Origin of the sequence: Arthrobacter sp. NPDC057013, from assembly GCF_042674585.1 — a bacterium.
Taxonomy (GTDB): Bacteria; Actinomycetota; Actinomycetes; order Actinomycetales; family Micrococcaceae; genus Arthrobacter.
The window spans coordinates 74,708-101,098 of sequence record NZ_JBHUSE010000002.1; the positions used below are offsets into that span (position 1 = coordinate 74,708).

Consider the following 26,391-nt stretch of genomic DNA (forward strand, 5'->3'; position numbering starts at 1 on the left):
GACTCATGCTCTGCGGGGCCGCCTCCAGACCACCTCAGGTTGAGTTGACGGTCAGGGTGACGGGAGCCGCTGTCGCGGGACCGCCGCATTCCGTGGCTTTGCCAATCTGTTGCCAGGCCAGCGACACCCGTTTCTCCGCGAGCGTCTTGCCGGCGGAATCGAGAGCCCGCACTGTCACAGACCCTGGCGATTCCATGACGAATCCAAATCTCCAGGCATCGGTGCCGTTCCGCTCGACCGAAATGTGGTGCTCGGCCGGACCCTGCCCGGGCGGGAAGCCGAGTCCGTTGGCCCCCGTGGGAGTCGGAGTTGCCGTTGGGAGCACCGGCGGCGGGGCTGGGCGGTCTGTTTGCTGGGAACATGAGTCCGGAGTGCACAGCTGAACCCAGGCCACGTTGCGGGTGTCCCCGTCCAGTCCCACAGTGACGTAGTTGATCCAGGCCATGGTCGGGCAGGTCTTGCCACATCCGATCACCGGCAGGAGCGCCGGCAACAGGATAGCGAGGCATGCGATGGGTCTCAGCCGGACCATGCGGCCAGCATAGAACCGGACACCGCGGAAAGACAGGTTCCTCGCGCCCGCCACGGGGCCACAAGTGCACGTTCGCGCTAAACGGCCCGGGAAACAGACAGCCCGCGCCCCGCTGCTTGTGGCTGCGGGACGCGGGCTGAGGCACAGACCGGTCGTGACCGGCCCGAACGCAAGTTTTGATGTAAACCGGGTTTCGAGTTTAGTCGATCTGCGGGAAGCCGAGGTCAATCACCGAGGTGGACGGGTCAGGCCACCGGGTGGTGACCACTTTGCCCCGGGTGTAGAAGCGGATGCTGTCCGGGCCGTACATGTGGGTGTCGCCGAACAGGGAGTTCTTCCAGCCGCCGAAGGAGAACGTGCCCACCGGAACGGGGATGGGGACGTTGACGCCCACCATGCCGGCATCGGCATCGAACTCAAACTGCCGCGCTGCCCCGCCGTCGCGGGTGAAGATGGCCGTGCCGTTGCCGAATTCATTCTCGTTGACCAGCCGGACGGCGTCGTTGTAGGTGTCCACGCGGACCACTGACAGGACCGGGCCGAAGATCTCGTCGTCGTACACCTTCATGCCCGGCTTCACGTGGTCCACCAGGCTGACGCCGATGAAGAAGCCGTTCGAATCGAACTGCTGCGCGCGCCCGTCGACGACCACCGTGGCACCTTCGTTTTCCGCTCCCGCAACGTAGGAAGCCACGCGGTCCCGGTGCTCCGCGGTGATCAGCGGACCCATCTGGGAGGCCGGGTCGGTTCCCGGACCGATCTTCAGGCCTGCCATGCGGCTGGAGATCGCCTCAACGAGGTCATCGGCGATGTTGCCCACCGCCACGAGGACGCTGACGGCCATGCAGCGTTCGCCGGCCGAGCCGTAGGCCGCGGAAACCGCAGCGTCGGCAGCCATGTCAAGGTCGGCGTCGGGCAGCACCACCATGTGATTCTTCGCCCCGCCCAGCGCCTGGACACGCTTGCCGTGGTCGGCCGCCCGCTTGTAGATCGACTGCGCGATGGGCGTGGAGCCGACGAAGCTCACCGCCTTGACGTCGGGGTGCTCGAGGAGGACGTCGACGGCTTCCTTGTCGCCCTGGACCACGTTCAGCACACCGGCCGGCAGCCCCGCCTCGGCAAAGGCCTCGGCGATGAAGATGGCGGCGGAGGGGTCTTTCTCGCTCGGCTTCAGCAGCACGGTGTTGCCGCAGGCCAGGGCGCTGCCGATCATCCACAGCGGCACCATGGCCGGGAAGTTGAACGGGGTGATGCAGGCCACGACACCCACCGGCTGGCGGACTGAGTGGACGTCGATGCCGCTGGAGACCTGCTCCGAGCGCTCGCCCTTGAGCATGTGCGACAGGCCGGTGGCGAACTCGACGTTCTCCAGGCCGCGGGAGATTTCGCCTTCGGCGTCGGAGAGGACCTTGCCATGCTCGCTGGTGAGGATCGCGGCGAGCTCAGGCTTGCGCTGGTTCAGGATTTCACGCACCCGGAAGAAGATGTTGGTGCGCTTGGCCAGGCTGGTGGCACGCCAGGCCGGGAGCGCGGCGCGGGCGGCGGCGATGGCCTCCTCGGTCCGCGACGCCGAGGCGAGCGCCACCTGCTTCTCCTGTTCGCCGGTGGCCGGGTTGAAGACCGGGCCGAAACGTTCGGCGTCGCTGACGCGGCTGCCGTTGATGAAATGGGGAATGGTTTCCACGGGAAGTCTCTTTTCGTACGTTGCCTGGTTGGTGGGGGCTACTTGGCTGAGGCCAGCGAGCCGTCGGCGAGCTTGATGATCATGGAGCAGTCCTTGCCCGCCTCACCGGCGTCGATGAGCTGCTGGAACAGCTGCTGGACGTGCTTGCCGATCTCGAGCGGCGTGCCGGTGTCCTCGGCTGCACTGATGGCGAGTCCGATGTCCTTGTTGGCCAGTTCGGTGGTGAAGGTGGGTGCGAAGTCGTTGTTGGAGGCCGCGGTGGGGACGACACCGGGCACCGGGTACCAGGTACGCAGCGCCCAGGAGTCGCCGGAGGAGACGGATGCGATGTCCCAGAAGACCTGCTTGTCGAGGCCCAGCCGGTCGGCCAGGACGGCGCCTTCCGCGGTGGACGCCAGGTTGATGAAGAGCATCAGGTTGTTGCAGATCTTCGCTGCCTGCCCGGTGGTGGCGCCGCCGGTGGGGATGATGTTGGCCGCCATGGGGCGGATGTAGCCGGTGGCGTCGGCGACGGCACCCTCCTCGCCGCCCACCATGAAGGTCAGCGTCCCGGCCTTGGCACCGCTCATGCCGCCGGAAACCGGGGCATCCACGAAGCGGAAGCCGGCGGCAGCGGCGGCGTCGTGCAGTTCCTGGGCTGACGCGATATCGATGGTGGAGGAGTCCACCAGCAGCGTTCGGGTGTCCGCGTGCGCCAGCACGCCGTCTTCGCCGAGATAGACCGCGCGGGCGTGCTCGCCCTTGGGCAGCATGGTGAATACGACGTCCGCGCCGTCCACGGCCTCGGCGATGCTGCCGACGGGCTTGACGCCGGCTTCCTCGGCGGCGGCGAGCGCCGCTGGGTTGAGGTCAAAACCGCGGACGTCGTGCCCGGCCTTGGCCAGGTTCGCGGTCATGTTGCCGCCCATGTTTCCGAGGCCGATCCAACCGATGACTGCCATTTCGTAAGCTCCTTTGCTGCGGATCCGGCCGCCGGGGCCGGAAGGTCTGTGTCCACAATCACACCCTGCTAAAGTGCAATCAAGAGGAAAAATTACAGACGGTATGTGCATTGATGCACACATAGGAAAGGCTTGCCGTGGACCTGAGGCGGCTTCCGAGCCCGGACGACCTGCTGATCCTGCTGACAGTTGCACGCCTGGGCAGGTTCAATGCGGTGGCTGAGACACTGGGCACCACCCACACCACCATCTCCCGCCGGATCCTCGCCCTGGACAAGCAGTTGGGCGGGCGAACGTTGGAACGGAGTCCGCACGGCTGGGAGCTGACCCAGCTCGGCGTCTCCGCGGTGGAGGCCGCAGAAGCTATCGAGAGCACGCTGGGATCGCTCTCCGGCCTGATCAGCCGGGACCAAAGCGCCCTGTCCGGCCTCGTGCGCGTGGCGACGACGGACGGCGTCGGCGCCGTGTTCGTCACGCCCGCGCTGGTCCGGCTGCAGCAGCACAACCCGCAGCTGAACGTCGAGATGCTGAGCGCCACACGGAAGGTCAGCCAGAACAGATCAGGCGTGGACCTGGAAATCGTGGTGGGCAGGACCGACGTCAGCAACGCCCAGACCATCTTCCTGAGCAACTACTACCTGCGTCTGTACGCCAGCCCGGGCTACGCCGCGGACAACGGACTGCCGGAAACCCTCGACGACGTCGGGCAGCACGGCTTTGTCTCTTACGTTGAGTCTGCGCTCCGGGTGGCGGAGTTGGGGCACCGCTGGTCCTCCGAGCTGCCGATGCCCAAGTCAAGCTTCCAGGCCACGAGTGTCTTCGCCCAGGTGGAGGCGGTGCGGCAGGGCGCAGGCATCGGGCTGCTGCCGAACTTCATGGCGGCCGGGCAGCCGGACTTCGTTCCGGTGCTCGCGGACGACTTCGAGCGCCAGCTGCCCATCTGGGCGGTGGCACGGCCGGAGTCCCTCCGTTCGGCCGCGGTGCAGGCCGTCATCGCGTCGCTCAAGGAGGAAGTGAAGGCCCGGGCAGCCGTGCTGGCGGGCTGACGCCCGGCCGTGCGGTACCCGGCGAGCGCCCGCCGGACCGTGCCCCGTCAGGCGAGCGCCCGCCGTCGGGCCTTGCCCCGTCAGGCCTCAGGCCTGGAACAGCCGCCGCACCACCTGCCCGGACGCCAGCGCATCCAGCCCCTCGTTGATCTCGGTGAGCGGCCTGGTGTCGGTGTGCAGCAGCTCCACCGGAAGCTTGCCCGCGCGCCAGTAGCCGAGGTAGAGCGGGATGTCCCGCAGGGGAACCGCGTCGCCCATGTATGAACCCAGCAGGCGCTTGCCGGCGCCGGCGAACTGCAGCGCGGGCACGGCCAGTTCGGCCGACGGATGGGGCAGGCCAACCGAGACGACGGCCCCGCCCCGGGTCACGTGCCCCAGGCAGGCGGCGATCACGGCGGCCGAACCGACGGCTTCGACGGCGACGTCCACGCCGTCGCCGGCAGCTTCCTTGATGAGGCTGGCCGCGTCCTCCGGCGTGCCCACCGCGGTGGCGCCGCAGTCGAAGGCGAGCTGGTGCTTGCCGGGGTTGGGGTCGATGGCGATCACACTGGCGGCGCCCGCGAGTTTGGCGGCCATGACGGCAGAAAGGCCCACCGCCCCGAGCCCGAAGACGGCCACCGACTGGCCGGCCGTGACAGCGGCGGTGTTCAGCACGGCCCCCATTCCGGTGAGCACAGCACAACCGAACATCGCCGCGACAGTGTCCGGGACGTCGTCGTCAATCACCACCACCGATTCCCTGGCCACCACGGCATAGTCGGAGAATGCCGAGACGCCCAGGTGGTGGTTGATCCGCTCCCCCTCCGGCGTCCGCAGCAGCGCCTCGCCGTGCAGCAGGTCGCCCGAGCCGTTGACCTCGGCCGCCCGGTGGCAGAGCGCAGGACGGCCGGACCGGCAGGCGCGGCAGTCCCCGCAGCTCGGCACGAAGACCAGCACCACGTGGTCGCCGGCCGACACGTCCGAGACCCCGTCGCCGACCGACACGACCCGCCCCACCGCTTCGTGGCCCAGGGCCATCGGCAGGGGCCGGGCCCGCGAACCGTCCACCACGGACAGGTCTGAATGGCACAGGCTGGAGTAGGTGATGGCAACACCCAGCTCGCCGCCGCGGGGCTCCGGCCGCTCCAGGTCCTGCACCACCAGCGGCCGGGCGTCAGCGTAGCTGGGCTTCGATGTGGCTCCGGCCGCGGTGCCTGTGTTGGGGACGGTGGAGTAGAGGACTGCTGCTTTCATGGGAATCCTTGGTGTCGGTGAACTGGCAGCTGCCCGGACCCGCGTGGGTAGCGGGTCCGGGCAGCTGACTGGCTACTGGCTGGGGGCGCCTGCCTACTTCTTGCCGGCAGCGAGCAGGTCGGCAGTGCCCTGGGCATCGGCCGCGTCCACGTCGTGGAGCGAGATGCCGCGGGTTTCCTTCAGGAAGAACACGGCGACGGCGGTGATGGCGCAGGCGATCAGCAGGTAGATGGCCACCGGAACAGAGGACTTGTAGGTGCCCAGGAGCGAGGCGGCAATGATCGGCGCCAGCGAACCGGCGACGATGGAGGTCACCTGGTAGCCCAGCGATACGCCCGAGTAGCGCATCCGGGTGGGGAACATTTCCGCCATGATGGCGGGCTGGCCGGCGTACATGAGTGCGTGGAACAGCAGGCCGATCATGATGGACGCCAGGATGACCATGTCGTTCTTGGTGTCCATCATGGGGAAGGCGAAGAATCCCCAGGTGGCGCCCAGGATGGCGCCTGCCATGTAGACGGGCTTGCGGCCGAAGCGGTCCGACAGCTTGCCCACCAGCGGAACGGCGGCAAAATGCACGGCGTGGGCGAACAGCAGGAGCAGCAGGATCCGCGTCGTGTCGGCCTGGACCACGGTTTTGAGGTAGGTGATGGAGAACGTCACCACGAGGTAGTAGAGGATGTTCTCGGCGAAGCGCAGGCCCATGGCGGTGAAGACGCCGCGCGGGTAGCGCTTGAACACCTCGGCAATGCCGTAGCCCTTGTGCCCGGCCTCGACCTCTTTGCGGGCTTCGAGGAAGATCGGGGCGTCGTTGACCTTGGTGCGGATGTAGTAGCCGATCAGGACGATTACCGCGGAGAGCCAGAACGCGACGCGCCAGCCCCAGCCGAGGAAGGCTTCCTGGGTAAGCGTGGAGGACAGGATGAACAGCACGGCCGTGGCAAGCAGGTTGCCCATGGGCACGGCGGACTGCGGCCAGCTGGCCCAGAAGCCGCGGGACTTGCTGGGGCTGTGCTCGGCCACGAGGAGGACCGCGCCGCCCCATTCGCCACCGACTGCGAAGCCCTGGGCAAACCGCAGGAACACCAGCAGCGCGGGTGCCCAGTAGCCGATCTGCTGGAACGTCGGGAGGCAGCCCATGAGGAAGGTGGAGACGCCCACCAGGATGATGCTCAGCTGCAGCAGCTGCTTCCGGCCGAATTTGTCGCCGAAGTGGCCAAAGACGATGCCGCCGATCGGGCGGGCAACGAAGCCGACGGCGTACGTGAGGAAGGCGGCGATGATGCCGTCCAGCTCGGTGCCGGCGTTGGGGAAGAAGGCCTTGCCGAAGACCAGGGTGGCAGCCGAGGCGTAGAGGAAGAACTCATACCACTCCACCACGGTGCCGGCCATGGACGCCGTGACAACTTTTTTGAGGCCTGAGGCCTTGACGTCGGTTTCTTCTGCACGCCTTGCGGCGGAGCTTTCCGTACTCATTGCGAACTCCTTCGGTGTCTTCCTCGACACCACGGGGACCAGTCGATGGCGACGGGGTGTGATGCGCACCACGAACGCCGGATTCAACGAGTATGGTCTGCCAATGACGCAAGCTCAACGCCAAATAGTGCAGGGCGCATCTGCATAAATGCACATCTGCTGCACTGGTATTGCCGCGGTACGGCAGGCTCCGGCCGTACTGACCGGGGCCCGATCAGTTCAGGAAGTGTTCCCTGAGCTGGGCGTTCAGCTGGCCGATCTCCGTGAGGAACCCGTCGTGGCCGATCGGCGAATCGATCATGTGCACGTCCACATTCCCGGGCAGGGCCTCGGCGAGTTCCAGCGACTGCGCGGGAAAGTACAGCCGGTCCGTCTCCACGGCGGCCACGAAGACGTCGGCGGTGACCCGGGCCAGGGCTTCCTTAAGGGTCCCCCGTCCGCGGGTGACGTCATGGCTCATGAGCGCTTCCGTCAGGGCGATGTAGCTGTTGGCGTCGAAGCGCCGGACCAGCTTGTTGCCCTGGTGGTCGAGGTAGCTCTCCACCTGGTAACGGCCGCGGCCCGCCAGGGCATCGGCCTGCAGCGGCTCTTCGGGGGCCTGCGCGTTCCTGCCGAACCGGAAATCGAGCTCGTAGGCGGACCGGTAGGTGATGTGGGCGATCCGCCGGGCGAGCGCCAGGCCCTCCGTGGGTTCAGGTCCGCCGTAGTAGTCACCACCGTTGAAGTGGCGGTCCTGCCGGATAGCCAGTGTCTGTGCCTGCGCGAAGGCGATCTGTTCGGCCGTGCTCCTCGCGCCGACGGAGATGACACCGCAGCGGCGGACCCGCTCCGGAAAAGTCACCGCCCATTCGAGGGCACGGGCCCCGCCCATGGATCCGCCCACCACGGCGTGCCAGGTGCCGATGCCGAGCCGGTCGGCGAGCCGCGCCTCGGCCACGGTGGAGTCCCGAAGCGTCACCAGCGGAAACCGCGAGCCCCAAGGCTTGCCGTCCGGAGCGTTCGACGACGGTCCGGTGGATCCGTAACAGCCGCCCAGGATGTTGATCGAAATGACAAAGAACCTGTCAGTGTCCGCCGGCGCACCCGGCCCGGCGAGCTGTTCCCACCAGCCCTCCTCGTCACCGGCGCCCCGCGTCACGTGCGTGCTGCCGGTGAGGGCGTGCTGCACGAGGATGGCGTTCGAGCCGTCCTCATTGAGCGTTCCCCAGGTTTCGTAGGCCAGGGTCACGTCCGGCAGGAATCCCCCGGCCTCGAGCTCCAGGCTGCCGATGCTGAGGTACTGGACTGTACCGTCGGGAGTGGTGCGGCCGCCGCAAACGGTGCCGTTCAAAGCCGTGCCGTGCCGAGCCTCGGCGGCGGGAAAATCGGTGCTGCTGACAGAAATCGTCATGGGTAAACCTCTTCTACGCGCTTGCCCGCCGGCAGCTGTCCGGCAGGCCAGGTCTTCACCCGGGGCACCCCACCGCGGAAGGAGGGTTGCCGGCCAGCAAGCCGGGGCTGTCGCTGGCACTCATGACCTGTTGCCCAGTTTACGAAACAGGCGGACATCTGCGCGAAGAATATGACGGCTGTGTGACTCCCGGCCCGTTCCCGGGCCGGGAGTTCCACCGGCGGCGGTCGGACTCAGGCGCCTTTCGCCGCCCGGAAACCGGCGTCGAGGTCGGCCAGGATGTCGTCGATGTGTTCCAGGCCCACGGACAGCCGGACCAGGCCGGGGGCCACCCCGGCCACGCTCTGCTGTTCCGGAGTCAGCTGGCTGTGCGTGGTCGACGCCGGGTGGATGACGAGGGAGCGGACGTCGCCGATGTTCGCCACGTGGGAGTGCAGTTCCAGGGCATCCACGAAGCGCTTGCCTGCCTCGGCCCCGCCTGCCACGGTGAACGACACCACCGCGCCGGTGCCCTTCGGCCCGTACTTCAGACCCCGCTCATACCAGGGGCTGGACGGCAGTCCGGCGTAGGCCACGGACTCCACATCGTCCCTGGCTTCCAGCCAGCTGGCGACGGCCACCGCATTGGCCACATGGCGTTCCACCCGCAGGCTCAGCGTTTCCAGGCCCTGCGCGATGAGGAAGGCATTGAACGGGGATACGGCGGAGCCCAGGTCGCGCAGCAGCTGGACCCGAGCCTTGAGAATGTAGGACAGGTTGGCCCCCAGTGCACCGTCTGCGCCGAGGTCGCGGGCGTAGACCAGGCCGTTGTAGGTGGGGTCCGGCGTGTTGAACCCGGGGAACCGCCCCGGATCCTTGCCGAAATCGAAGTTGCCTGAATCCACAATGACACCGGCGATGGCGGCCCCGTGCCCGCCCAGGTATTTGGTGGCCGAGTGCACCACGATGTCCGCGCCCCACTCAAGCGGCCTGATGAGGTAGGGCGTGGACAGGGTGTTGTCCACGATGAGCGGCACCCCGGCCTCGTGCGCGGTCCGGGAAACACCTTCGATGTCCAGGACGTCCTGGCGGGGGTTGGAGACCACCTCGGCAAAGAAGAGCTTGGTGTTCGGCTGCACGGCGTCGCGCCAGTGCTCCAGGTTGTCCGGGTCGGCCACGAAGGTCACGGACACGCCGAACTTCTTGAGGGTGTGTGCCAGCAGGTTGTAGGTGCCGCCGTAGAGGCTGGGACTGGCCACCACGTGGTCGCCGGCCTCGGCAATGTTGAGGATGGCGTACGTTTCCGCAGCCTGGCCGGAGCTCAGGAGCAGCGCGGCGAGCCCGCCCTCCAGGCTGGCGATCCGCTGCTCGACGGCGTCCTGGGTCGGGTTGCCGATCCGGGTGTAGATGGGCGCGATTTCGGCGAGCGCGAAGCGGTCCGCCGCGCTTTCGGCGCTGGGGAAGACGAACGACGTCGTCTGGTAGATCGGCAGCGACCGGGCACCGGTGGCGTTGTCCGGCACCTGGCCGGCGTGGATCTGGCGTGTTTCGAATGACCATGCGTTGGACATGCAGGCTCCTTTGCTCAAGGGGCATGTGCTGGTCCCGGCACAGGCCCGCGCTTGCCGCACGGCGGACGCCGCGCAGCCAGGTCTTCACCCGGGGCACCCCGCCGCGGTGGAGGGTTGCCGGCCAGCGAGCCGGGGCTTTCTTCGCTGGCGCTCATGACCTGCGATCAGTGTAGGAATGGCAGTATTACGCGCACAGCTTTGTGACGAAGTTCGTCAAAGTATGGACTTTTCGCGTGGTTAGGCAACCCTAAGCTGAGAGCCCCGTCACAAAGTGCCAAGATGAGGGCATGCGCATGGATCACGTCTCTTACGCCTGTGAACACGATGGCCTCGCGGCCACCACCGAACGTATCTCCTCTGCCCTCGGCGTCGAAGCCGTCAAAGGCGGAGTGCACCCCCGGTTTGGAACCCGGAACATGATTATTCCGCTGGCCGGCCACAAGTACCTCGAGGTTGTTGAGGTCCTGGACCACCCGGCGTCGGACAAGGCACCATTCGGCCAGGCCGTCCGGGCCCGGTCCGCGGCGGGCGGCGGCTGGATGGGCTGGTGCGTCGAAGTTGACGACCTGGCCCCCTTCGAGGAGCGCCTCGGCCGCTCCGCCGTCAACGGCAACCGCAAGTTCCCCGACGGCCGGGAGCTGGTCTGGAAGCAGATCGGCATCCTGGGCCTGATCGCGGACCCGCAGGTTCCGTACATGCTGAAGTGGGAAGGCGATCCGGGCCTGCACCCGTCCAACGCCTATGACAGCAATGTGAAGATGTCCAGCCTCACGATCGCGGGCTCCGCCGAGCGCGTGACCGAGTGGCTCGGCGAGCCGGTTGAACGGCCGCTGGAGGATGTCGCCGTGAACTGGGTGGCCCCGCACGGCACGCCGGGAATCCTCTCCGTCACGTTCGAAACCGCAGCCGGCGCCGTCACCATCTGACGCGCTTTCTGCCCTTCACTTCGGCCGCCATCAGCGGGTGCCAACGACGCCACCCGCCGATGGCGGCCGAATCACTTTTAAGGGCTGGTTGCTAGCCCAGGCCGACGGCTTTGCCGAACAGGCTGAACCCGACGAACGCGACAATGTCCAGCAGCGCATGCGCGATCACGAGCGGCATCACCCGGCGGGTCCTGGTGTAGACCCACGCGAAAACCACGCCCATGATGGCGTTTCCAATGAACGGTCCGAACCCCTGGTACAGGTGGTAGCTGCCGCGAAGCATCGAGGACACAAAGATCGCCAGGGGCATGGACCAGCCGAATTTGCCGAACCGGTCCAGCAGGTAGCCCACCACAATGACTTCCTCAACGATCCCGTGGCGCACCGCGGAAAGAATCAGGACTGGTACGGTCCACCAGTAGGCATCCAGGCCGCTGGGGATGATCGCCGTCGTGATGCCCAGGGCGCGCCCCGCCGCGTAAAGGCCCAGCGACGGGATGCCGATCAGGGCGGCCAGCCCGAGCCCCTGCAGCAGGTCCCTGCCCGGCCGGGCGAAGTTGAATCCCAGCTTCCGGAACGCCGAGCCGGAGTCGTGCCCGGTCCCGGGCCTCGCCTGGCGCTGGTCGGTCAGGAAGTAGATGACCAGCAGGACCGGCACCAGGGCGAAAATGATGTCCAGCAGCTGGTAGGTCAGGTCGAAATACTCGCGGGTGCTTTGTGACCTGTTCAGCGTGGACGTCCCCTGAGCCAGGGGTGCCCGGGTCATCTTCTCCAGCAGCTGCACCACGGAGTAGACGGCGGACTGCCCCAGCGACAGGCCCAGGACAATCCATACTTCGAACCGCAGCCGGCGGCGGGAGGGAACCAACATGTTCCTATCTTGCCTGCAGCTGCTGGTACTTTCCTGTCAGCCCGCCGGTTCCTGTCCGGCGGCAGGCTGACCCTATGCTGGGGAACTATGAGCGCTCCCGGGAAAATCATCATGATCCGGCACGGCCAGTCCGCGGCCAACGCGGACACTTCCATCTACAACAGGGTGCCCGACTACCGGATTCCGCTGACGGAGCTGGGCCTGGAGCAGGCGAAGGCCGCCGGGGAGCGCATCCGCCGCGAGCTGGACGGCCGGCAGGTGAGCGTCTACGTGTCGCCGTACCTGCGTGCTTACCAGACGCTGGAAGCACTGAACCTCGGCTCGTTGACGGAGCGGGTGATTGAGGAGCCGCGGCTGCGCGAGCAGGACTGGGCCAACTTCCAGATTTCGGGCGACATCGAGGACCAGAAGGAACTCCGCAACGCCTACGGCCACTTCTTCTACCGTTTCCGGGAGGGCGAGTCGGGCTCCGACGTGTACGACCGGATCTCCTCGTTCATGGAAACCCTGTACCGGCACTGGTCCAAGCCGGACTACTCCCCCAACGCCCTGCTGGTGACCCACGGCCTGACGATGCGTCTGTTCTGCATGCGCTGGTTCCACTGGTCAGTGGAGTACTTCGAGTCGCTGAACAACCCGGAGAACGCTGAAGTCCGTATGCTCGTTCAAAACAGCCTGGGCAAGTACGAGCTCGACGCCCCCTTCACCCAGTGGGTGGACCGCAGGGTGGATGAAACCGTGCTGGACGCCCCGCCGGTAATCTTCTAGGGGACGCTGTCTTCGTTCCCGCCGGGCGTCAGGCGCCGGCCACGATCACTTCGGTGCCACGCGCTTCGAATGCGGCCTTGTCCGCCGCCGAAATGCCCGAGTCGGTGATGAGCCGGGTGAAGTTGTAGCCGTCCATCGTGGCGAACGCACGGCGGCCAACCTTGGAGGAATCCGCGATCACGTAGGAGACGCTGGCGCGGCTGGCCAGCAGGGCGTTAACAGTCGCCTCGGCCTCGCCGGTGTTGGTGGGCCCCACTTCGGCGTCGATGCCGTTGACCCCGATGAAGGCGATGTCCAGCACCACCTTCTGCATGATGATGTCCGTGTACGGGCCCACGAGCTCGTAGGACCTGGTGTTGAGGATGCCGCCTGTCACCATCACCTTGATGTTGGGGCGGACGGCAAGCTGCGAGGCGATGTTGATGGCGTTGGTGACCACCGTGAGGGTGGGCTGGTTCGACGGCGAGTTGAGGTCCTCGCGGGTGGCAAGGATCTGCGCCAGGGCGGTACTGGTGGTGCCGCCGCACAGCCCGATCACCATGCCCGGGGCGATGAGTGCCGAGGCGGCGAGTGCGATTTCCTGTTTGGCCACGGCATGGTCGTCCCGGTTGTACCTGCCGGGAAGGTCGTAGGCCAGGGCACCGGTGGTGGCACCGCCGCGGGTCCGCGTCAGCAGACGCCGCTTCGCCAGGCTGTCCAGGTCACGCCGCGCGGTTGCCGGCGATACGCCGAGCCGGGTGACGATCTCCTCGACTTCCACCTGGCCGGCCTCGGCCAGGAGATCAAGGATGGCCGTCAGTCGGTCGGTGCGGGTCATGCAGGGCCTTTCACGATCCTAAAACGTCACGAAAAATGACGCTTTTTGATTGTATCAGACCCCTAATGATCATTTTGCGTCACTGCGTGCATTGTAAGGCAGGGGGATGGCCCGCCTGACACTACCGTGCGCGCACCCCCGCGCGCCAAACCGCGTGCGTGAGCGGCATGCCGGGCCGGTAGGCCAGGTGGGTGGCGGACGGGGCGTTGAGGACGTGCAGGTCTGCCCGGTGTCCGACGGCGATGGAGCCCACCGCCCGTTCGCCGTCGACGTCGTTCCCGGACTCGCGCTGCAGCGCCAGGGCGCCGCCGTACGTTGCCGCCCGGACGGCCTCGTGGACGCTCAGGCCCATTTGCAGGACTGCGGTGGTGACGCAGTACGCCATGGAACTCGTATAGGACGTGCCGGGGTTGCAGTTGGACGCGAGCGCCACGGGAACGCCGGCGTCCAGCAGCTGCCGGCCGGGCGCCAGCGGCTGGCGGGTGGAGAGGTCGCACGCCGGGAGGCAGGTGGCCACGGTCCCCCGCGTGCCCGTCCCTGCTGCGGCGTCCCAGCCGGACCAGCCGGCGGCGAGGCTGGCAACGTCCTGGCCGGAAAGGTAGTTGACGTGGTCCACGCTCGCTGCGCCGAACTCCACCGCGAGGCTGACACCGGCGCCGTGCCCCAGCTGGTTGCCGTGGACCCGCAGCCCCAGCCCGGCATCGCGGCAGGCCTGCAGCACGGCACGGGACTGTTCCTCGGAAAAGGCTCCCTTTTCGCAGAACACGTCGGCCCAGCGGGCGTACGGAAGCACAGCCTCCAGCATCGGGCCGCAGGCGAGCTTGGTGTACTCATCCGCATCAATGCCGGCCGGCACCAGGTGCGCGCCGAGGTAAGTGACCTCGTCCGCGACGGTCGAGGCGATGCGTGCGCTCCTGGCCTCCTGCTCGACGTCCAGGCCGTAGCCGGTTTTCGTTTCCAGGTAGGTCGTGCCCTGGGACACGGCCTCGGCCACGCGGCCCTGCGCGAGCCGCGTGAGGTCGTAGTCGCCGGTGTTCCTGGTGGCTTCGGTGGTGACGGCGATGCCGCCGGCGCTGTACTCCTCCCCTGCCATACGCGCCTCGAATTCGGCGGTCCGGTCCCCGGCGAAGATCAGGTGAGTGTGGGAGTCCACCCAGCCGGGGAGCACGGCCCGGCCGTCCGCGTCCACGGCGTCGTCGGCCGCCGGGGCATCCGATGCCTGGCCGATCCACGAGATCCGTTCGCCCTCGATCACCACTGCCGCGTCCTTGAGGACACGGTGCTCCGCGTCCTGGGTCATCAGTTCGGCGATGTTGGTGATCAGAGTGCTCATGGATCCATTCTTCAGCGCCGGATGGACCAGCGCGTCGCAGCCAGCGCATCCGCTGTCCGGGATACCGGACCGGTGCCGGCGCCTTGCCCGGAACCGCCCTCGGGCCCCGCCAGGATCTGGGCCGCAGCCAATTCAGCGATGCCGGACGACGTCTGGAACCCGTAGCCGCCCTGGCCGGCAAGCCAGTAGAAGCCGCGGGCCTCGGCGTCGAACCCTACTACCGGGACGCCGTCGGCCGCCTCGGTGCGCAGTCCGGTCCAGGCCGTCCGGACGGGTCCGATGCCCAGCGTCGTCAGCATGTTCAGCCGGGAGATGAGCCGCTCCACGTCCCCGGGACGCGGACGTGCGTCCTCCGCCGGGCTGGCGACATGCTCCGACGGCGAGATCAGCACATCGCCGCCTTCCCGGCGGAAGTAGAAGGAGTCGTCGGCGGCGGCCACCATGGGGCTGCCGTCCGGCAGCGGATGGTCGACGCCGACAATCGCCGCCGTGCGGCGGTACGGCTGCAGGCCGATCTTCTCGACGCCGCTCAGCACCGCCAGCTCGTCGGCCCAGGCGCCGGCGGCGTTGACCAGAACGCCGGCCGAGAAGCCTTCCTGCCCGGCGCCGATTTCCCAGCCCGATCCCAGCCGCTGGGCCGAGTGGACGCGGGCGCCGGTGATGATGTCCACGCCTGCAGCTTCGGCACGCGCCCGGTGCCTTTCCAGCAGCACCGGGGCGTCGCACCCGAAGGACCCGGTGTCCAGGCCGGCGGCGGAGAAGGAGTCGGGCTTCAAAGCCGGGCACAGCCCAAGCGCTTGGTCATGGCTGATCAGGCGCATCTCGCCGCTGGCCTCGGCCCGCACCGTTTCGTCGTCCCCGATGAGCAGAAAGTTGCGCGGTGACAGGACGGGCCGGGGCTGTCCGGCGTCGTCCGCCGCGATCAGCTCCAGGGTGCGGACGGTAAGTTCCTGCACCACCGGCGGGCCGTAGCTGGGTATCAGCTGCCGGGCTGAGCGGGAGGACGTGTGGTAGGCCAACTGCTGCTCCGCCTCCACGAGGGCAGCGGTGCATTTGCCGGCCAACGCGGAGGCAAGGGACAGCCCGGCGATCCCGCCGCCCACAATGACTACGTCATAAGTTGATGCCATGGGCTCCATCTTTACAGATGCCCGGAGCCTGCGCAGTCACCAAACCTGCTCAGGTGCCGGACGTACTCAGTTACCCGTCTGCGCAGCCACCGCGTCCCGGCTCTTGACGAACGCCTGGACACAGGTTTCGACGTCGCCGGCGCTGTGCGCGGCGGACAGCTGGACCCGGATGCGGGCGGCGCCGCGCGGCACCACGGGGAAACTGAAGGCGGTGACGTAAACCCCGTGCTGCAGCATCTGGTCGGCAACCTTCGCCGCCAGCACGGCGTCGCCGAACATGACCGGCACGATGGCGTGCTCGCCGTCGAGCAGCTCGAAGCCTTCCTCCGTCATCCGGCGGCGGAACAGCTCCGCGTTCCGGAACAGGCTGGCCCGCAGCTCCCCGGAGGTCTGCACAAGCTCCAGTGCCTTGATGGTGGCCGCAACGATGGCCGGCGCGAGGGAGTTGGAGAAGAGGTAGGGGCGGGCCTTCTGCCGGAGCATCGCCACCACTTCGCCGCGGCCGGACACATAGCCGCCCGAGGCGCCGCCCAGGGCCTTCCCGAAGGTGCCGGTGAAGATGTCCACCCGGTGGGCCACGCCGGCGTGCTCGGGGGTCCCGGCTCCCGTGGCTCCCATGAACCCGACGGCGTGGGAGTCGTCCACCATCACCAGGGCGTCGTGCTTCTCGGCGAGGTCGCAGATGGCCTCCAGCGGCGCAAGGTAGCCGTCCATGGAAAAGACGCCGTCGGTGACGATGATCTTCCGCCGGGCACCCTTCGCCTCGACAAGCTTGGCCTCCAGGTCGGCCATATCCTGGTTGGCGTAGCGGAACCGCTGTGCCTTGCACAGCCGGATGCCGTCGATGATCGAGGCGTGGTTCAGGGCGTCGGAAATGACGGCGTCCTCGGGGCCGAAGAGCGATTCGAACACACCGCCGTTGGCGTCGAAGCAGCTGGAGAACAGGATGGTGTCCTCCGTGCCGAGGAACTTTGAGACCCGGGCTTCGAGTTCGAGGTGGAGGTCCTGGGTCCCGCAGATGAACCGGACACTGGCCATGCCGAAGCCGCGCTCGTCCATGGCAGCCTTGGCCGCCGCGATGATCTCGGGGTGGTCGGCCAAACCCAGGTAGTTGTTGGCGCAAAAGTTCAGGACGGACGAGCCTGACTCACCGATCTGCCCGGCCGTGATGTGGCTGGCCTGGGCGGAGTCAATGTGGCGTTCGGTTTTGTAGAGGCCTGCGGAGCGGATGTCGTCCAGCTCGGCAGCGAGCTGGTCTTTGATGGCTGAGTACATGGCGGGTTCTCCTCGGCTGGGAAACTGTCAGAAACTGTGGACGGGCAGGATGCCGGGTTTTTGGGGCCGGATCACAGGGCCGGGGTGCGGGTCAGACATCCGACCAGTCGAGCACCACTTTGCCGCCGACGCCGGCCTTCGCGATCTCGAAGCCCTTCTCCCACTGGGTGGCCGGCAGCACGTCGGTGACCACGGCAGAGATGCTGGCGTGCACCGCCGGGTTGGAGGAGAGCATGGCGCTCATGGCGTACCAGGTCTCGAACATCTCGCGGCCGTAGATGCCCTTCAGCGTCAGCATGTGCGTGACCACCTTGCCCCAGTCGATGTCGATGGACTGGCTGGGAAGGCCCAGCATGGCGATGCGTCCGCCGTGGTTCATGTTGTCGATCATCTCCGGCAGGGCCGTGGGATGGCCGGACATCTCCAGTCCGATGTCGAAGCCCTCGCGCATGCCCAGTTCCCGCTGCGCCTCGCGGACCCGCGTCTTCGAGACGTCGATGGCCAGGTCCACGCCGAGCTGCCGGGCGAGCTCGAGCCGCGGCGCAGACACGTCGGTGATGGCAATCTTGCGGGCGCCTGCATGGCGGGCGACGGCGATGGCCATGAGGCCGATCGGTCCGGCGCCGGTGATCAGCACGTCCTCACCCACCAGCGGGAAACTCAGGGCGGTGTGCACGGCGTTGCCGAAGGGGTCGAAGATGGCGCCGAGTTCGGGCGTGACGGACGGGTCCTGGTGCACCCAGACGTTCGTCTCCGGGATGACCACGTATTCGGCGAATGCCCCGTCCCGCTGCACGCCCACGCTGACCGTGTGGATGCACATCTGGCGGCGGCCGGCGCGGCAGTTGCGGCAGATCCCGCAGACGATGTGGCCTTCACCGGACACGCGGTCGCCCACTTTGACGTAGCGCACGCCGTCGCCGGTGGCCACCACCTCGCCGTAGAACTCATGGCCGGCGATCAGCGGGGCCTCGATGATGCCCTGCGCCCAGGCGTCCCAGGACTGGATGTGGAGGTCGGTTCCGCAGATGCCGGTGGTGAGCACGCGGATCTTGACCTCGCCGGGCCCGGCCTCGGGTTCCGGGCGGTCGGTAAGTTCAAACCCGGCGTGTGCGCCGGACTTGTAGAGGGCCTTCATTGGCTTCCTAACGTTCGGCATGCTGTGGCATGCGGGGAAATCTCCCTTCATTAGAGCCACTCCAGACCCGTTAGCACAAGGGGAATTTTCTCAATCGACGATTAAGGAATTGCTAAGGAATAGGATGGATGCCATGGAGATCCACCAGCTCGAAATGCTGCGGGAGCTTGGCGCGCTGGGAAGCGTCAAGGCCGTGGCCGATACCCTGCTCGTGACGCCGTCGGCCGTGTCCCAGCAGCTCGCCCAGCTGCAGAAAAGCGTCGAGGTGCCGCTGACGCGCAAGGAGGGCCGGAACCTGGTCCTCACGGAGGCGGGCCAGGTGCTCGCTGACGCGGGCGCCGCCGTCGTCAGCGCCATGGCCGACGCGCGGATGGCGATCGGCGCGTACCACGGCTCGACGGTGGCGCCGGTGACCGTGAGCGGTTTCCACAGCGCGGGGCAGGCGCTGTTTGCTCCGCTGGCCCGGCTGCTGGACGGGCCGGACAAGCCGAAGGTGCTGCTCTCGGACGAGGATGTGGCGCAGCAGGATTTCCCCGCGCTGACGGCGCGCTACGACCTGGTGCTGGCGCACCGGATGGACCACAGTCCCAAGTGGCCGGAGGAGAGGGTGGCGGTGATTCCGCTGGCGCATGAGCCGCTGGATGTGGCGCTGCCGGCCGGCCACCGGCTGGCCGGGCAGGCGGCGCTGACAGCGTCCGACGTCGTCGGTGAACCCTGGGTGACCAGCCGCGCCGGCTACTCCCCCGCGGACGTGCTGTCCGCCGTCGCCGCCGTGTCCAGCCGGGAGCTGAACATCGTGCACCGGATCAATGACTACTCCACGGTGGCTGCGCTCGTGGCGTCCGGGAGCGTGATCGGCCTGCTGCCGCGGCACACGGCGCGGCCGGTGCTGAACCCGGACATCGTGCTGCGGCCGCTGCACGGGATCAGCACCCGGCGCCGGATCGATATCCTGGCGCGCCCGGAAAACCTCAAGCGCGCCTCGGTTCGGGTGGTGTGCGAGGCGCTGCAGGACATCATGGCCCGGCTCAGCCACGGTTAAACCCAACTGGGTCGCAGTTGTTGTCGTTATGAACGCTCGAACGACAACAACTGGGACCCAGTTTCGGACCGGTTCAGACGCGCTAGGCGGTGACGCCGAGTTTCTCCAGGATCAGTTCGCGCACGCGGCCGGCGTCGGCCTGGCCCCGGGTGGCCTTCATGACGCCGCCAACGATGGCGCCGATGGCCTGCACCTTGCCGCCGCGGATCTTGTCCGCAACGTCGGGCTGTGCGGCCAGGGCCGCGTCGATGGCTTCCAGGAGCGGGCCGTCGTCGGAGACCACGGCCAGGCCGCGCTTCTCGACGACCTCGGCCGGGGTGCCTTCGCCGGCGAGCACGCCGTCCAGCACTTGGGAGGCCATCTTGTTGTTGATCTTGCCCGCGTCCACCATCTTGCTGAGTTCGACGATGGTGGCCGGTTCGATGCCCAGCTGGCCGGGGTCGACGTCGGCGTTCTTGGCGCGGCCCACGATCTCGCCCATCCACCACTTGCGGGCCACCGAAGCGGTGGCGCCGACGGCGATGGTTTCCTCGATCTCGTCCAGCACGCCCGCGTTGACGACGTCGCGGAATTCCAGGTCCGAGTAGCCCCAGTCCTGCTTGAGCCGCTTGCGGCGCTCGGCCGGGGGCTCGGGCAGGGTCGCGCGGAGCTCCTCCACCCACTCCCGGGAGGGAACGACGGGAACCAGGTCCGGCTCCGGGAAGTAGCGGTAGTCGTCGGCGTCGGACTTTTCCCGGCCCGACGTCGTCGTGCGCGTGTCCTCGTGCCAGTGGCGGGTTTCCTGGATCACCGGCTCACCGGAGTCCAAAACGGCGGCGTGGCGCTGGATCTCGTAGCGGACGGCGTGTTCGACGGCGCGCAGCGAGTTCACGTTCTTCGTCTCGGAGCGGATGCCGAAGCGTTCGCGGCCGTGCGGGCGCAGCGAGACGTTGGCGTCGCAGCGGACATTGCCGCGCTCCATCTTGGCGTCCGAGACGCCGAGGTTCTTGACGATTTCACGCACGGCGGCGACGTAGGCCTTGGCGAGCTCTGGGGCGCGGGAACCGGCGCCCTCGATCGGCTTGGTGACGATCTCCACGAGCGGAACGCCGGCGCGGTTGTAGTCCACCAGCGAGTATTCCGCACCCTGGATGCGTCCGGCCGAGCCTCCCAGGTGGGTCAGCTTTCCGGCGTCCTCTTCCATGTGCGCGCGCTCGATCTCGACCCGGAACACGGTGCCGTCCTCGAGTTCGATGTCCAGGTAGCCGTCATACGCGATCGGCTCGTCGTACTGGGACGTCTGGAAGTTCTTGGGGGTGTCCGGGTAGAAGTAGTTCTTCCGGGCGAAGCGGCAGGATTCGGCGATCTTGCAGTTCAGCGCCAGGCCGATCTTGATGGAGGACTCCACCGCGGTCTTGTTCACCACCGGGAGGACGCCGGGGAGCCCTAAGTCCACCTCGTTGACGTTGGTGTTGGGCTCGTCGCCGAACACATTGGGCGCGGAGGAGAACATCTTGGTTTTGGTGTTGAGCTCAACGTGGACCTCGAACCCCAGGACGGGGTCGTACTTCTCCATGGCCTCTTCGAAGCTCAGGGTTGCGTCAGACATCAGTGTGAACCTCCGTGGCTCGAGGCAGCGGCAGTTGAAGCAGCGAGTTCGGGTGCCTTGTCCAGCAGCGGACCGCCCCACTTCGCTTCCAGCAGGGATTCCAGGACAGCGCCCACGCGGTAGAGGCGGGCGTCCTCGCGTGCCGGTGCCAGCAGCTGGATGCCGACAGGCAGTCCGTCCTCGTCGGCCAGGCCGCCGGGCAGGGAGAGGCCGGGGACGCCGGCCATGTTGGCCGGGATGGTGGCGACGTCGTTGAGGTACATCGCCAGCGGGTCATCCAGCTTCTCGCCCAGCTTGAACGCCGTGGTGGGCGCGGTGGGGGAAATCAGGACGTCGGCCTTGGCGAAGGCCGCCTCGAAGTCACGCTGGATGAGCGTGCGCACCTTCTGGGCGGAGCCGTAGTAGGCGTCGTAGTAGCCGGCGGACAGCGCGTACGTGCCCAGGATGATACGGCGCTTGACCTCGTCGCCGAAGCCGGCGGCGCGGGTGGCGCCCATGACGCGCTCGATGGTCAGGGGCGGATCCTCCGGGAGCACGCGCAGGCCGTAGCGGACGCCGTCGAACTTGGCCAGGTTGGAGGAGGCCTCGGAGGGCATGATCAGGTAGTAGGCGCCCAGCGCGTACTGGAAGTTGGGGCAGGACACCTCGACGATCTCCGCGCCAGCCTCCTTCAGCAGCTCCAGCGATTCGTTGAAGCGGTTCTCGACGCCGGCCTGGTAGCCCTCGCCGTGGAGTTCCTTGATGATGCCAATCTTCATGCCGTCCACGTTGCCGAGGCGCGCCGCGGCCACGAGGTCGCCCAGCGGGTCCGGCAGGGAGGTGGAGTCGTGCGGGTCGTGGCCGCCGATGACCTGCTGCAGCAGCGCCGAGTCCAGCACCGTGCGCGAAACCGGGCCGATCTGGTCCAGCGAGGATGCCATGGCGATGGCACCGTAGCGGGACACGCCGCCGTAGGTGGGCTTGACGCCCACGGTGCCGGTGACTGCGCCGGGCTGGCGGATGGATCCGCCGGTGTCGGTGCCGAGCGCCAGAGGCGCTTCGAAGGCTGCGACGGCGGCAGCGGACCCGCCGCCCGAACCGCCGGGGATGCGGTCCAGGTCCCACGGGTTGCGGGTGGGGCCGAAGGCTGAGTGTTCGGTGGAGGAGCCCATGGCGAACTCGTCCAGGTTGGTCTTGCCCAGGATCGGCATCTTGGCGGCCCGCAGCTTCTTGACGACGGTGGCGTCGTACGGGCTGTACCAGCCTTCGAGGATCTTGGAGCCGGCCGTGGTGGGCTGGCCGATCGTGACGATGAGGTCCTTGACGGCGATCGGGACGCCGGCGAGCTCGTGCAGCTCCTCGGCGGCCTGCCCGCCGGCGGCGCGGATGGCGTCCACCTCGGCGGCGACGGCGAGTGCTTCCTCGGCGTTGACGTGCAGGAACGCGTTGACGCCGCGCTCTCCCCCGTCGACGGCGGCGATGCGGTCCAGGTGCGCCTGGACGACCTCGACGGCGGTGACTTCGCGGGCGGCGAGCTTGGCGGCCAGCTGGGCTGCGGAGAGACGGATGAGTTCCGTGCTGTTGGTTTCAGTCATGTTCTAGTCCTCATCCAGGATTGCCGGGACCTTGAAGCGGTCTGCGTCCGAGTCCGGAGCGCCGGAGAGTGCCTGCTCCGCGGTGAAGGTGTGGCCCACCTCGTCCTCGCGGAACACGTTGCTCAGCGGAATCGGGTGCGAAGTGGCCGGAACGCCGTCCCCTGCGGCCTCGCTCACGGATTTCACCGCGTCTACGATGACGGCAAGTTCGCCGGCCATCCTGTCCAGCTCTTCAGCACTCATCTCAATGTGCGCGAGCCGCGCTAGGTGCGCGACGTCGTCACGGTTGATCGCAGCCATGGATCTCCCTGCAAGTTCGGAATGGGTTTCCGAACTAGTCTACGTGTCCCGTTGTATTGTCCCCGCACTCCTGGCGGCAGTTTTGGTCACCTCCCGGCCACAGGCCGGACGATCCTCCGCGTGCTCGCTCGTACACCCCGCTGTCCCCCTACCCTCGCAAGCTCGGGCAGAGACCCTGACAGCGGGGCACTCGCTTAGACGCACGCTTCCGGATGTCCGTCCCGTTGCCGGTGTGCCTACGTCGCCCTTGCCGTTCCAACCAACACAACCAAAAAAAGCAGAGTGCGGAAATCTTCCGCACTCTGCTTTCTTTTTGTTTATCCAGTTTCCGAGGGCCTTCTAGTGCCTAGTGGATGCCGATTGCTCCTGTCAGGACTGCTACTGCCAGCATGACGAGGGCTACTACTGCGCTTCGCCAGAGGACCTTCTTGTGGTGGTCGCCGAGGTCCACCTTGGCCAGCGAGACCAGGAGGAGGATGGCGGGGACCAGCGGGCTCTGCATGTGGAACGGCTGGCCGGTGATGGAGGCGCGGGCCATCTCGGCGGCGCTGATGCCGTAGTGGGCGGCCGTCTCGCTCAGGACGGGCAGCACGCCGAAGTAGAACGCGTCGTTGCTCATGAAGAACGTCATGGGGATGCTGAGGACGCCGGTGATGACTGCCATCAGCGGGCCCATGCTGGACGGGATGATCTGCACCAGCCACGCGGACATGGCCTCGACCATGCCGGTGCCCTTCAGGACGCCGGTGAGGACTGCGGCGGCCATCACCATGCTGACGACGGCGACGATCGACGGTGCGTGGGCGATGAGCTGTGCGCCCTGGTCCTTGACGTGCGGGAAGTTCACCAGCAGGGCGATGGCGGAGCCGACCATGAAGACGTACGGCAGGGGCACGAGGTCGGCGACGAGCATGCCCATGACGGCGACCGTGAGGGCCAGGTTGAACCACTGCAGCTTGGGGCGCAGGGTCTTGCGGTTGGGGTCCAGGGCGGTGTCCGCCATGGCGGTGTCGCTGTCGTCGACCAGGATCCCGGTGCGTTCCAGGACGGCAACCGAGGAACCTTCAGGGGAACCGCCGATGGCGGTGCCGCCCGTTGCGGGAACAGGTGCGGAACCACGGCCCGAACCACCGCGGCCGGTGCGGCCGCCGCCGGCGGAAGTACCGCCGTCGAACCCTTCAGCAGTGTCCGGCGTTCCCCAGATCTCCGGCTGCGTGGCGCGGAGGCGGTTGCGTTCCTGCAGGCCCAGGATCCAGGCGAAGACCAGGACGACGGCGAGGCCGGCGACCAGCGACGGAATCATGGGGACGAAAACTTCATTGACGTCGATCTTCAGGGCGCTGGCGGCACGGGCGGTGGGGCCGCCCCAGGGAACGATGTTCATGGTGCCGTTGGCCAGGCCGGCGACGCAGGTCAGGACGACCGGGCTCATCTTCAGGCGGAGGTAGATCGGCAGCATGGCCGCGGTGGTGAGGATGAAGGTGGTGGAACCGTCGCCGTCGAGGGATACGGCAGCGGCCAGCAGCGCGGTGCCCAGCACAACCTTGGCGGGGTCATTGCCGAGCTTGCGCAGGATGAACCGGACTAGCGGGTCGAACAGCCCGACGTCGATCATCAGGCCGAAGTAGATGATGGCGAACATCAGCAGCGCCGCAGTGGAGGTCATGGACTTCATTGAGTCCATCACCATGTCGCCGATGCCGAGGCCGGCGCCTGCGAAAAGACCGAAAACGGTGGGGACGATGATCAGCGCCAGCACTGGCGTCAACTTCTTCGTCATGATCAGCACCATGAAAACCGCGATCATGGCGAATCCAAGTAATACCAGCACAGCCGGCTCCTTTTAGTGAACGGCACCACTCCGGTGTGATGCGTACTACAGAGGTTAGGGTGGCCCCGATCACGGCAGTGCCTTTGGCTCAATTGATTGGCATACTGCTTATTGGGAGCATTTTGCGCATTTTGCTCAAACGCCCTGCTGTCCGCCTGCACCGCCATTCTGCAGCCCGTTCGACCCACAGAGGAGGCCATGATGAGCCCCGCCGGCAGGCTTCCGCTCAGGTTCTCCACCCAGACATTGCTCCTGCAGCTGGGCGTGGTTCTGCTCGTTGTGCTCCTCAGCGGCGCGGTGCATGCGTGGCTGACTTTCGAACGGCTGGGCCGCGAAGCGGAAAACCAGGCACTGACCCTCGCCCGGACCGTGGCCTCTGACCCTTCGGTGCGCGCCAACGTGCAGGCCATCAGCCGGCAGGCGGGCACTCCCCCGCCCGCGGAGCTGAAGGCAGGGCCGCTCATGGCGGTGGCCGAGGGCGCCCGCACCCGCACCGGCGCCCTGTTCGTAGTGATCACCGACGAGACAGGCCTGCGGCTGGCCCATCCTGACGCCGACCGGCTGGGTGAGCGGGTCAGCACCGACCCGTCGGAAGCGCTTGCCGGCCGCGAGGTGACCACCCGCAACACCGGCACGCTGGGCCCGTCGGCAGGCGCGAAGGTCCCGGTGTTTGCGCCGGACGCCGCCTCAGGTGCGGGTGCCGGCTCGGGCTCCCGGACCGTCGTCGGCGAAGTGAGCGTTGGCTACTCCACCGAGTCGATCGGGCAGAGCCTGGCCCGGGACATCGTGCCGATCGTGCTGACCGCAGCCGGCTCGCTGGCCGCCGGGGTCCTGGCGTCGTTCCTGCTCAGGCGCCGGCTTCAGCGGCTCACGCTCGGCCTGGAACCCGAGGAAATCGGCGCACTGGTGCACGACCAGGTGGCCGTCCTGGAGGGCGTGGACGAGGGCGTGGTGGGCATCTCCGCCGACGGCCGGATCAGCGTGTTCAACGCCGGCGCACAGCGCCTCCTCGGCCAGCCCGACCTCGCCGGCCAGCTGTGGCAGGACGCACCGCTGCCGGCCCGGCTCAAGTCCCTGACCCTGCCCGATGCCCGGGAGGGTGAGGCGGTGGAACTGGTGGCCGGCGAACAGGTCCTCGTGGCCAGCGCCCGTAAGGCGCTGCATCGCCGCGAAGACCTGGGCTGGGTGGTCATGCTGCGTGACCGCACGGAGCTTCAGCACCTCACCCGGCAGCTCGACGCGGTCGGAACCATGTCCACCGCGCTGCGTGCCCAGCGGCATGAGTTCGCCAACCAGCTGCATACGATCGCCGGGTTCATGAGCATCGGCCAGCACCAGCAGGCGCGCGCCTACCTTGAGCGGCTCGCCGCCACCGGCCCGCTGAAGTTTCCTGTGGACCAGGCCGAGCTGCTGCAGGACCCGTACCTGCAGGCGTTCATCGGAGCCAAGGGCGTGGAGGCGGACGAGCGCGGGGTATCGTTGCGGATCGGGCCGGAAACCCTGGTGCGCGGCCAGGTGACGGAGCCGCAGGACGTCACCACGGTGCTGGGGAACCTGATCGACAACGCTGTCAACGCGGCGGTGGCCGGTTCGGCCGCCGAACGCTGGGTTGAACTTGAGCTGCTGGACAGCGAGGGCGACGACGGCGGCGGTACCCTGCACGTCGTCGTCGCGGATTCGGGTGACGGGCTGCCGGACGGCGGCAATCCGGAGGCGGTGTTCGCGGAGGGGTTCACGACGGCGACTGGCAATGGAGTGCGGGGGCCGGGCCGTGCAGGGGGCGGCCAGGGGCTGGGCCTGGCTCTGGCGCGGCAGTTGGCGCGGAGGCGCGGCGGCGACGTCACGGTCCTCGAGCCCGGGAACGTCGGTGGGCCCGGCGCCGTGTTCATGGCCACGCTGCCCGGCACCACGACCGCGGCCGCCGCGCGCAAAGAGTGATGGATGCC

At 67.5% G+C, this 26,391-nt stretch carries 22 protein-coding genes and 2 riboswitches; of the genes, 5 read left to right on the plus strand and 17 right to left on the minus strand.

Annotated elements, in window-relative coordinates:
• Positions 1-34 precede the first annotated feature (34 nt).
• The 3 genes from ACFTSA_RS04395 to mmsB all read right to left on the minus strand — a co-directional run bounded on the left by ACFTSA_RS04395 (position 35) and on the right by mmsB (position 3,157).
• Positions 35-532: a hypothetical protein gene (locus tag ACFTSA_RS04395; protein ID WP_377949917.1), complete on the minus strand. Its 498-nt coding sequence runs from the start codon at positions 530-532 to the stop codon at positions 35-37.
• Positions 533-731: 199 nt separating this feature from the next.
• The gene (locus ACFTSA_RS04400) at positions 732-2,216 is read right to left on the minus strand and encodes a CoA-acylating methylmalonate-semialdehyde dehydrogenase (protein WP_377949919.1); all 1,485 of its coding nucleotides are present in this window, start codon (positions 2,214-2,216) and stop codon (positions 732-734) included.
• A 38-nt stretch (positions 2,217-2,254) separates the two neighbouring features.
• The gene (mmsB, locus tag ACFTSA_RS04405) at positions 2,255-3,157 is read right to left on the minus strand and encodes a 3-hydroxyisobutyrate dehydrogenase (RefSeq protein ID WP_377949921.1); all 903 of its coding nucleotides are present in this window, start codon (positions 3,155-3,157) and stop codon (positions 2,255-2,257) included.
• Positions 3,158-3,300: 143 nt separating this feature from the next.
• Between mmsB and ACFTSA_RS04410 the strand changes: the two genes are divergently transcribed.
• Entirely contained in the window at positions 3,301-4,203 is a 903-nt protein-coding gene (locus ACFTSA_RS04410) for a LysR family transcriptional regulator (RefSeq protein WP_377950220.1), read from the plus strand.
• Between the two features lie 87 nt (positions 4,204-4,290).
• Here the strand turns inward: ACFTSA_RS04410 and ACFTSA_RS04415 are convergent, their stop codons facing one another.
• The 4 genes from ACFTSA_RS04415 to ACFTSA_RS04430 all read right to left on the minus strand — a co-directional run bounded on the left by ACFTSA_RS04415 (position 4,291) and on the right by ACFTSA_RS04430 (position 9,852).
• Positions 4,291-5,436, minus strand: coding sequence for a zinc-binding dehydrogenase (locus ACFTSA_RS04415; RefSeq protein WP_377949923.1), 1,146 nt, complete (start codon positions 5,434-5,436; stop codon positions 4,291-4,293).
• 93 nt (positions 5,437-5,529) lie between these two features.
• Positions 5,530-6,912, minus strand: a complete 1,383-nt coding sequence (locus ACFTSA_RS04420) for an MFS transporter (protein WP_377949925.1) — start codon at positions 6,910-6,912, stop codon at positions 5,530-5,532.
• A gap of 214 nt (positions 6,913-7,126) precedes the next feature.
• Positions 7,127-8,302 (minus strand): homoserine O-acetyltransferase, encoded by a 1,176-nt coding sequence (locus tag ACFTSA_RS04425; protein WP_377949927.1) that lies wholly within the window; start codon positions 8,300-8,302, stop codon positions 7,127-7,129.
• A 12-nt stretch (positions 8,303-8,314) separates the two neighbouring features.
• A riboswitch (SAM riboswitch) is annotated at positions 8,315-8,430 on the minus strand.
• Positions 8,431-8,535: 105 nt separating this feature from the next.
• The gene (locus ACFTSA_RS04430; RefSeq protein WP_377949929.1) at positions 8,536-9,852 is read right to left on the minus strand and encodes a bifunctional o-acetylhomoserine/o-acetylserine sulfhydrylase; all 1,317 of its coding nucleotides are present in this window, start codon (positions 9,850-9,852) and stop codon (positions 8,536-8,538) included.
• A 42-nt stretch (positions 9,853-9,894) separates the two neighbouring features.
• Positions 9,895-10,011, minus strand: a riboswitch (SAM riboswitch).
• Positions 10,012-10,139: 128 nt separating this feature from the next.
• Between ACFTSA_RS04430 and ACFTSA_RS04435 the strand changes: the two genes are divergently transcribed.
• On the plus strand, positions 10,140-10,778 hold the full coding sequence (locus ACFTSA_RS04435) for a VOC family protein (protein ID WP_003802054.1): 639 nt from the start codon (positions 10,140-10,142) through the stop codon (positions 10,776-10,778).
• 91 nt (positions 10,779-10,869) lie between these two features.
• Here ACFTSA_RS04435 and ACFTSA_RS04440 read toward each other — a convergent pair whose 3' ends face one another.
• Positions 10,870-11,649: a CPBP family intramembrane glutamic endopeptidase gene (locus ACFTSA_RS04440; RefSeq protein WP_377949931.1), complete on the minus strand. Its 780-nt coding sequence runs from the start codon at positions 11,647-11,649 to the stop codon at positions 10,870-10,872.
• An 87-nt stretch (positions 11,650-11,736) separates the two neighbouring features.
• Here ACFTSA_RS04440 and ACFTSA_RS04445 point away from each other — a divergent pair, with 87 nt between their 5' ends.
• Entirely contained in the window at positions 11,737-12,417 is a 681-nt protein-coding gene (locus ACFTSA_RS04445) for a histidine phosphatase family protein (protein WP_377949933.1), read from the plus strand.
• A 28-nt stretch (positions 12,418-12,445) separates the two neighbouring features.
• Here the strand turns inward: ACFTSA_RS04445 and ACFTSA_RS04450 are convergent, their stop codons facing one another.
• From ACFTSA_RS04450 to tdh, 5 genes are all read right to left on the minus strand, one after another.
• Positions 12,446-13,234, minus strand: a complete 789-nt coding sequence (locus ACFTSA_RS04450; RefSeq protein ID WP_377949935.1) for a DeoR/GlpR family DNA-binding transcription regulator — start codon at positions 13,232-13,234, stop codon at positions 12,446-12,448.
• A 121-nt stretch (positions 13,235-13,355) separates the two neighbouring features.
• A complete protein-coding gene (locus tag ACFTSA_RS04455) occupies positions 13,356-14,567 on the minus strand; it encodes an amidohydrolase family protein (RefSeq protein WP_377949937.1) in 1,212 nt (403 codons plus the stop codon).
• 11 nt (positions 14,568-14,578) lie between these two features.
• On the minus strand, positions 14,579-15,697 hold the full coding sequence (locus ACFTSA_RS04460) for an NAD(P)/FAD-dependent oxidoreductase (RefSeq protein WP_377949938.1): 1,119 nt from the start codon (positions 15,695-15,697) through the stop codon (positions 14,579-14,581).
• 66 nt (positions 15,698-15,763) lie between these two features.
• Positions 15,764-16,972: a glycine C-acetyltransferase gene (locus ACFTSA_RS04465; protein WP_377949940.1), complete on the minus strand. Its 1,209-nt coding sequence runs from the start codon at positions 16,970-16,972 to the stop codon at positions 15,764-15,766.
• Positions 16,973-17,063: 91 nt separating this feature from the next.
• Entirely contained in the window at positions 17,064-18,110 is a 1,047-nt protein-coding gene (tdh, locus tag ACFTSA_RS04470) for an L-threonine 3-dehydrogenase (protein ID WP_377949941.1), read from the minus strand.
• A 133-nt stretch (positions 18,111-18,243) separates the two neighbouring features.
• Here tdh and ACFTSA_RS04475 point away from each other — a divergent pair, with 133 nt between their 5' ends.
• Positions 18,244-19,152, plus strand: a complete 909-nt coding sequence (locus ACFTSA_RS04475) for a LysR family transcriptional regulator (protein WP_377949942.1) — start codon at positions 18,244-18,246, stop codon at positions 19,150-19,152.
• Positions 19,153-19,234: 82 nt separating this feature from the next.
• Here ACFTSA_RS04475 and gatB read toward each other — a convergent pair whose 3' ends face one another.
• From gatB to ACFTSA_RS04495, 4 genes are all read right to left on the minus strand, one after another.
• Positions 19,235-20,740, minus strand: a complete 1,506-nt coding sequence (gene gatB / locus ACFTSA_RS04480) for an Asp-tRNA(Asn)/Glu-tRNA(Gln) amidotransferase subunit GatB (protein ID WP_377949944.1) — start codon at positions 20,738-20,740, stop codon at positions 19,235-19,237.
• Positions 20,740-22,314, minus strand: a complete 1,575-nt coding sequence (gatA, locus tag ACFTSA_RS04485; protein WP_377949945.1) for an Asp-tRNA(Asn)/Glu-tRNA(Gln) amidotransferase subunit GatA — start codon at positions 22,312-22,314, stop codon at positions 20,740-20,742. The genes gatB and gatA overlap by 1 nt, the downstream gene beginning before the upstream one ends.
• A 3-nt stretch (positions 22,315-22,317) precedes the next feature.
• Complete coding sequence (gatC, locus tag ACFTSA_RS04490) at positions 22,318-22,614, minus strand: Asp-tRNA(Asn)/Glu-tRNA(Gln) amidotransferase subunit GatC (protein WP_003802035.1); 297 nt, start codon at positions 22,612-22,614, stop codon at positions 22,318-22,320.
• Positions 22,615-22,960: 346 nt separating this feature from the next.
• Complete coding sequence (locus ACFTSA_RS04495) at positions 22,961-24,445, minus strand: CitMHS family transporter (protein ID WP_377949947.1); 1,485 nt, start codon at positions 24,443-24,445, stop codon at positions 22,961-22,963.
• Positions 24,446-24,643: 198 nt separating this feature from the next.
• Here ACFTSA_RS04495 and ACFTSA_RS04500 point away from each other — a divergent pair, with 198 nt between their 5' ends.
• Positions 24,644-26,383 (plus strand): ATP-binding protein, encoded by a 1,740-nt coding sequence (locus tag ACFTSA_RS04500; RefSeq protein ID WP_377949949.1) that lies wholly within the window; start codon positions 24,644-24,646, stop codon positions 26,381-26,383.
• Positions 26,384-26,391 lie beyond the last annotated feature (8 nt).

Coding starts and splice junctions, on each gene's coding strand:
- ACFTSA_RS04395 (WP_377949917.1), bottom strand. CDS start 532: ATGGTCCGGCTGAGACCCATCGCATGCCTCGCTATCCTGTTGCCGGCG.
- mmsB (WP_377949921.1), bottom strand. CDS start 3,157: ATGGCAGTCATCGGTTGGATCGGCCTCGGAAACATGGGCGGCAACATG.
- ACFTSA_RS04415 (WP_377949923.1), bottom strand. CDS start 5,436: ATGAAAGCAGCAGTCCTCTACTCCACCGTCCCCAACACAGGCACCGCG.
- ACFTSA_RS04420 (WP_377949925.1), bottom strand. CDS start 6,912: ATGAGTACGGAAAGCTCCGCCGCAAGGCGTGCAGAAGAAACCGACGTC.
- ACFTSA_RS04425 (WP_377949927.1), bottom strand. CDS start 8,302: ATGACGATTTCTGTCAGCAGCACCGATTTTCCCGCCGCCGAGGCTCGG.
- ACFTSA_RS04430 (WP_377949929.1), bottom strand. CDS start 9,852: ATGTCCAACGCATGGTCATTCGAAACACGCCAGATCCACGCCGGCCAG.
- ACFTSA_RS04435 (WP_003802054.1), top strand. CDS start 10,140: ATGCGCATGGATCACGTCTCTTACGCCTGTGAACACGATGGCCTCGCG.
- ACFTSA_RS04440 (WP_377949931.1), bottom strand. CDS start 11,649: ATGTTGGTTCCCTCCCGCCGCCGGCTGCGGTTCGAAGTATGGATTGTC.
- ACFTSA_RS04445 (WP_377949933.1), top strand. CDS start 11,737: ATGAGCGCTCCCGGGAAAATCATCATGATCCGGCACGGCCAGTCCGCG.
- ACFTSA_RS04450 (WP_377949935.1), bottom strand. CDS start 13,234: ATGACCCGCACCGACCGACTGACGGCCATCCTTGATCTCCTGGCCGAG.
- ACFTSA_RS04455 (WP_377949937.1), bottom strand. CDS start 14,567: ATGAGCACTCTGATCACCAACATCGCCGAACTGATGACCCAGGACGCG.
- ACFTSA_RS04460 (WP_377949938.1), bottom strand. CDS start 15,697: ATGGCATCAACTTATGACGTAGTCATTGTGGGCGGCGGGATCGCCGGG.
- ACFTSA_RS04465 (WP_377949940.1), bottom strand. CDS start 16,972: ATGTACTCAGCCATCAAAGACCAGCTCGCTGCCGAGCTGGACGACATC.
- tdh (WP_377949941.1), bottom strand. CDS start 18,110: ATGAAGGCCCTCTACAAGTCCGGCGCACACGCCGGGTTTGAACTTACC.
- ACFTSA_RS04475 (WP_377949942.1), top strand. CDS start 18,244: ATGGAGATCCACCAGCTCGAAATGCTGCGGGAGCTTGGCGCGCTGGGA.
- gatB (WP_377949944.1), bottom strand. CDS start 20,740: ATGTCTGACGCAACCCTGAGCTTCGAAGAGGCCATGGAGAAGTACGAC.
- gatA (WP_377949945.1), bottom strand. CDS start 22,314: ATGACTGAAACCAACAGCACGGAACTCATCCGTCTCTCCGCAGCCCAG.
- gatC (WP_003802035.1), bottom strand. CDS start 22,614: ATGGCTGCGATCAACCGTGACGACGTCGCGCACCTAGCGCGGCTCGCG.
- ACFTSA_RS04500 (WP_377949949.1), top strand. CDS start 24,644: ATGATGAGCCCCGCCGGCAGGCTTCCGCTCAGGTTCTCCACCCAGACA.